Source organism: Kineococcus glutinatus, assembly GCF_039542765.1.
In the GTDB taxonomy this organism is placed as follows: Bacteria; Actinomycetota; Actinomycetes; order Actinomycetales; family Kineococcaceae; genus Kineococcus_A; species Kineococcus_A glutinatus.
On record NZ_BAABIL010000137.1, the window covers coordinates 1 to 4,983 of the forward strand.

Annotated in this window: 5 protein-coding genes; 2 read left to right on the top strand and 3 right to left on the bottom strand. The window is 74.5% G+C overall.

Annotated features, from left to right (window positions below; translation table 11 throughout):
- Positions 1–3: 3 nt before the first annotated feature.
- Complete coding sequence (locus ABEB16_RS06125) at positions 4–1,431, bottom strand: NAD(P)H-quinone dehydrogenase (protein ID WP_425560113.1); 1,428 nt, start codon at positions 1,429–1,431, stop codon at positions 4–6.
- A 93-nt stretch (positions 1,432–1,524) separates the two neighbouring features.
- Between ABEB16_RS06125 and ABEB16_RS06130 the strand changes: the two genes are divergently transcribed.
- Positions 1,525–1,977 (top strand): gamma-glutamylcyclotransferase family protein, encoded by a 453-nt coding sequence (locus ABEB16_RS06130; RefSeq protein WP_345711375.1) that lies wholly within the window; start codon positions 1,525–1,527, stop codon positions 1,975–1,977.
- Positions 1,978–2,036: 59 nt separating this feature from the next.
- Complete coding sequence (locus ABEB16_RS06135; protein WP_345711376.1) at positions 2,037–2,903, top strand: purine-nucleoside phosphorylase; 867 nt, start codon at positions 2,037–2,039, stop codon at positions 2,901–2,903.
- Positions 2,904–2,999: 96 nt separating this feature from the next.
- Here the strand turns inward: ABEB16_RS06135 and ABEB16_RS06140 are convergent, their stop codons facing one another.
- A complete protein-coding gene (locus ABEB16_RS06140) occupies positions 3,000–3,815 on the bottom strand; it encodes an ABC transporter permease (protein ID WP_345711377.1) in 816 nt (271 codons plus the stop codon).
- Positions 3,812–4,840 carry an ATP-binding cassette domain-containing protein gene (locus ABEB16_RS06145; protein ID WP_345711378.1) on the bottom strand — a complete coding sequence of 343 codons (1,029 nt, stop codon included), beginning with the start codon at positions 4,838–4,840 and terminating at the stop codon, positions 3,812–3,814. The genes ABEB16_RS06140 and ABEB16_RS06145 overlap by 4 nt, the downstream gene beginning before the upstream one ends.
- Positions 4,841–4,983: the final 143 nt, after the last annotated feature.

A 4,983-nucleotide genomic window follows, 5' to 3' on the forward strand; every position in this document is an offset into this window, starting at 1 on the left:
ACCTCAGCCCATGACGTGCAGCTGCCGCGCCGCCTCCGCGAGGGAGCCGGACAGCGACGGGTACACCGTGAAGGCGTGCGCGACGTCGTCGACGTTGAGCCGCTTCTCCACCGCGAGGGTGAGGGGGAAGATCAGCTCGCTGGCGCGCGGGGCGACGATGACGCCGCCGATGACGGTACCGGAACCGGTGCGGCAGAACAGCTTCACGAACCCGTCGTGGATGCCGAGCATCTTGGCCCGCGCGTTCGTCGACAGCGGCAGCTTGACGATCTGCCCCTGCGCCTCGCCGGAGTCGATCTGCGCCTGCGTCCAGCCCACGGTGGCGATCTCGGGGGAGGTGAAGATGTTGGAGGACACCGAGCGCAGCGCGAGCGGGTTGACGGCGTCGCCGAGGGAGTGCCACATCGCGATCCGGCCCTGCATGGCCGCCACGGAGGCCAGCGGGAAGACGCCCGTGCAGTCGCCGGCCGCGTAGACGCCGCGCGCCGAGGTCCGCGAGACGCGGTCGACGGAGACGTGCCCGGAGTCGGCGACGTCCACCCCGGCCTCCGCCAGCCCGATGTCGGCGGTGTTGGGGATCGCACCGACCGCGATGAGGCAGTGCGAGCCCTCCACGGTGCGCCCGTCGGCGAGGGTCACGGTCACGGTGTCGCCGTGGCGCTCGGCCGCCTGCGCCCGGGAGCGGGACATGACGGTCATGCCGCGGCGGCGGAAGACGTCCTCGAGGACCTCCGCGGCGTCGGCGTCCTCCCCGGGCAGGACGCGGTCGCGGCTGGAGACGAGGACGACGTCGGCGCCGAGGGCGTTGTAGGCGCCCGCGAACTCCGCGCCGGTGACGCCGGAGCCCACGACGATCATCCGCTCCGGGAGGGAGTCGAGGTCGTACAGCTGCTTCCAGGTGAGGATGCGCTCGCCGTCGGGCTGGGCCGCGGGCAGGGTGCGCGGGCTGGAGCCGACGCTGACGAGGACCGTGTCGACGTCCACGTGCGCGCCGGCGTCCTCGCCGGAGACGACCTGCAGGCCCTGGGGGCCGTCGAGGCGGCCGCGGCCGGACAGCAGCCGCACGCCCTCCTTCTCCAGGCGGGTGCGGATGTCGTCGGACTGGGCGCGGGCGAGGGCCTTGACGCGGTGGTTGACCCGCCCGAGGTCGACGCCGACGCTGCCGGAGGCCTCCGTGTCGGGGCCGGGACCACCGGGGAAGCGCAGGCCGAGCTCGGTGGAGCCGGCCACGGCGGTCATGGCCTCGGCGGTGGCGATGAGCGTCTTGCTGGGCACGACGTCGGTGAGGACCGCGGACCCGCCGAGCCCCTCGTCCTCCACGACGGTCACGTCGGCGCCGAGCTGGGCGGCGACGAGGGCCGCCTCGTAACCGCCCGGGCCGCCGCCGAGGATGCCGACACGGGGACGCCTGCTGTGCGCGTTGCTCGTCACGGCGTCCATCGTGTCAGGAGTCGGCCGTGCGGGCAGCCCGCCGCCGTCGCGCTCGCGCACGCCCCGCCCGCCGGGGGCCTACGATTCCGGCTCGTGCCCGTCTACGCCGCCTACGGCAGCAACCTGCACCCCGATCAGATGGCCCACCGGGCACCGCACTCACCGCGGCGCGCCAGCGGCTGGCTGACCGGGTGGCGCCTGACGTTCGGCGGGGAGGACCGCGGCTGGGAGGGGCCCCTGGCGACGGTGGTGGAGGCGCCGCAGGAGCAGGTGTACGTGGCCCTGTACGACATCACCGAGGCGGACGAGGCGCGCCTGGACGAGTGGGAGGGCGTCGGCATCGGCCTCTTCCGCAAGCTGCGGGTGCGGGTGCACACCCTCGACGGTGAGGTGCTGGCCTGGATCTACGTGCTGGACGACTACGAGGGCGGGCTGCCCACCGCCCGCTACCTCGGGATGATCGCCGACGCGGCGGAGGCCGGCGGGGCGCCGTCGGACTACGTGGAGTCGCTGCGCCGGCGGCCCTGCCGGTCCAACGACGTCTGAGCGGCGCCCGGTCGCGGCGCCCGGTCCGGGTGCGCGGGCCGCGGCTTAGGCTCGGCGCCGTGACCGACGCGAGCACCCCTGACGCCCCCTCCTCCCCCGGCGTGCACTCCGGCGCCGCCGCCGACCCGCAGGAGCTGGCCGCCCGGGCCGCCGCGCGGCTGGCGGAGCTGACGGGGGTACCCGGGCACGACGTGGCGCTGGTGCTCGGCTCGGGCTGGGCGGCCGCGGCCGACCTGGTCGGCGAGGTCGTCGCCGAGGTCGCCGCCGACGAGGTGCCCGGCTTCTCCAAGCCCGTGGTCAGCGGCCACGTGGGCACGTTGCGCTCGCTGTCGGTGCCGCGGGAGGGGGCCGAGCCGCTGCGCGCCCTCGTCATCGGCGCCCGCACCCACCTCTACGAGGGCCACGGCGTGCGGGCGGTGGCGCACGGGGTGCGCACCGCCGCCGCGGCGGGCTGCCGCACCGTGGTGCTCACCAACGGCTGCGGCGGGCTCGACCCGGCGATCGCGCCGGGCTCGGCGGTGCTGATCCGCGACCACGTCAACCTCACGGGCCGCTCCCCGCTGGAGGGCCCGACCTTCGTCGACCTCACCGACCTGTACTCCTCCCGGTTGCGGGAGCTGGCCCGCACGGTGCGGCCGGACCTGCCCGAGGGCGTGTACGTGCAGTTCCCCGGCCCGCACTACGAGACCCCGGCGGAGGTGCGGATGGCCGGCGTGATCGGCGGCACCCTCGTCGGCATGTCGACCGCGCTGGAGGCCATCGCGGCGCGGCACGCGGGCATGGAGGTGCTGGGGCTGTCGCTGGTGACGAACCTGGCCGCGGGGGTGCAGGCCGAGCCGCTGTCGCACGCGGAGGTGCTGGCCGCGGGCCGGGAGGCCGCCCCGCGCTGCGCGGCGCTGCTGGCCGGGCTGGTGCCGCTGCTCTGACCCGCGGCGGACGGCGCCACGGCCCGCGCACGCGCCACGGCCCGGCACGCACGGCGCGTGCCGGGCCGCGGTGGGCTCGGGTGGGGTGTGGTCGCCTCAGCGGGCGGCGGAGCGCTTGTACTGCCGCGTCGCCAGCGGGACGAACACCGCCAGGATGATCACGACCCACAGCAGCGTGTAGGGCACCGGGTTCTGCATCGCCCAGGCCTCGGACTGCACGAGCGGCGCCCCGGCCGGCGGGACGTTGCCGAACAGCTCCCGCACGCCCAGCGTCAGGGACGACACCGGGTTCCACTCGGCCACGACGCGCAGCACGGTGGGAAACCCCTCGGTGGGCACGAAGGTGTTGGCGATGAACGTGATCGGGAACACGGTGATGAAGATGATGTTGTTGAACGCCTCCGGGCTGCGTACGAGCAGGCCGAAGAACGCCATCACCCAGGAGACGGCGTAGGCGAACAGCAGCAGCAGCGCGAAGGCCAGCACGGCCTCGAGGAACGAGCCGCGGATCCGCCAGCCGACGACCAGGCCGGTCGCCGTCATGATCGCGATGGTGAGGACGTTGATGATGACGTCGCTGCCGGTGCGGCCGATCAGCACCGCCGACTGCGCCATGGGCAGCGACCGGAACCGGTCGATGATGCCCTTCTGCATGTCGTCGGCCAGCCCCGCACCGGTGATGGTGCCGCCGAAGATCACCGTCTGGGCGAAGATGCCCGGCACGAGGAACTCCTTGTAGTCCACCCCGGCCGGCGCCGGGATGGCGGAGCCGAAGACGTAGGCGAACAGCAGGATGAACATGATGGGCGACAGCAGCGTGCCGACGAGGAGGTCGGGCACCCGCCTGATCTTGATGACGTTGCGCTTGGCGACGACCGAGCCGTCGCCCAGCGCGGCCAGCACGGCGCTCACCGGGTCACCTCCGCGTTCTCGTCGAGCTCGACGGTGCGCGAGCGCGGCGCGGGTGCCGTGCCGTCCTCGCCACCGGCCTCCTCGGCCGGGCGGCCGGTGAGGGTGAGGAACACGTCGTCCATCGTGGGCCGGCGCAGGCCGGCGTCGAGCAGCGCGACGCCGGCGGCGTCCAGCCGGCGCAGCGCCTCCACCAGCGTCGAGGCGCCGCCGGTGACGGGGGCGGTGAGCCGGCGCGACTGCCGCTCCACCGACACCTCCCCGACCGCGAGGGACTGCAGGGCCGCGCGTGCGGTCTCCAGCTCCGCGTCGGTGCCGACGACGACCTCGATGCGCTCGCCGCCCACCTGCTGCTTGAGCTGGTCGGCGGTGCCCTGGGCGATGACGCGGCCGTGGTCGATGACCACGATGTCGTCGGCGAGGCGCTCGGCCTCCTCCAGGTACTGCGTGGTGAGCAGCAGGGTGGTGCCGCCGCGCACCATGGAGGACAGCAGGTCCCACATGTCCATCCGGCTGCGCGGGTCCAGGCCCGTCGTGGGCTCGTCGAGGAAGAGCACCTGCGGCTCGGCGACCAGCGCGCCCGCGAGGTCCAGGCGCCGGCGCATGCCGCCGGAGTACGTCTTCGTCGGGCGGTCGGCGGCGTCGGAGAGCCGGAACAGCTCCAGCAGCTCCCGGGCCCGCTCCCGGCTGCGCTTGCGCCCGAGGTGGTACAGCCGCCCGACCATGTCGAGGTTCTCGAAGCCGGTGAGGTTCTCGTCGACCGCCGCGTACTGCCCCGACAGCCCGATGCGCCGGCGCACCTCGCGCGGGTCGCGGAGCACGTCGACGCCCGCGACCGTCGCCGAGCCGGAGTCCGGCTGCAGGAGGGTCGTGAGGATCCGGACGGTCGTCGTCTTCCCGGCGCCGTTGGGGCCGAGGAGGGAGAGCACGGTGCCCTGGGGCACCGCCAGGTCCACGCCGGCCAGGGCGGTGACGTCCCCGTACCGTTTCACCAATCCGTGTGCAACCACTGCGTCCGTCGCTGCCATGGTTCGACCGTAGGGGTGACCTCCGACACGTCGCCTCGTCTTTTCGGCCGATGCGCGGGCGCACCGGCCGGCATCCGCGCCGCGGCCCGCCGCCGCCGGGTCGCTAGGGTCGCGGCGTGGTCGACGACACGAGCCCGCGCACC

What these genes read in the sequence shown, in the direction of transcription:
- ABEB16_RS06145 (WP_345711378.1), bottom strand. Translation starts at nt 4,840, where the DNA reads ATGGCAGCGACGGACGCAGTGGTTGCACACGGATTGGTGAAACGGTAC.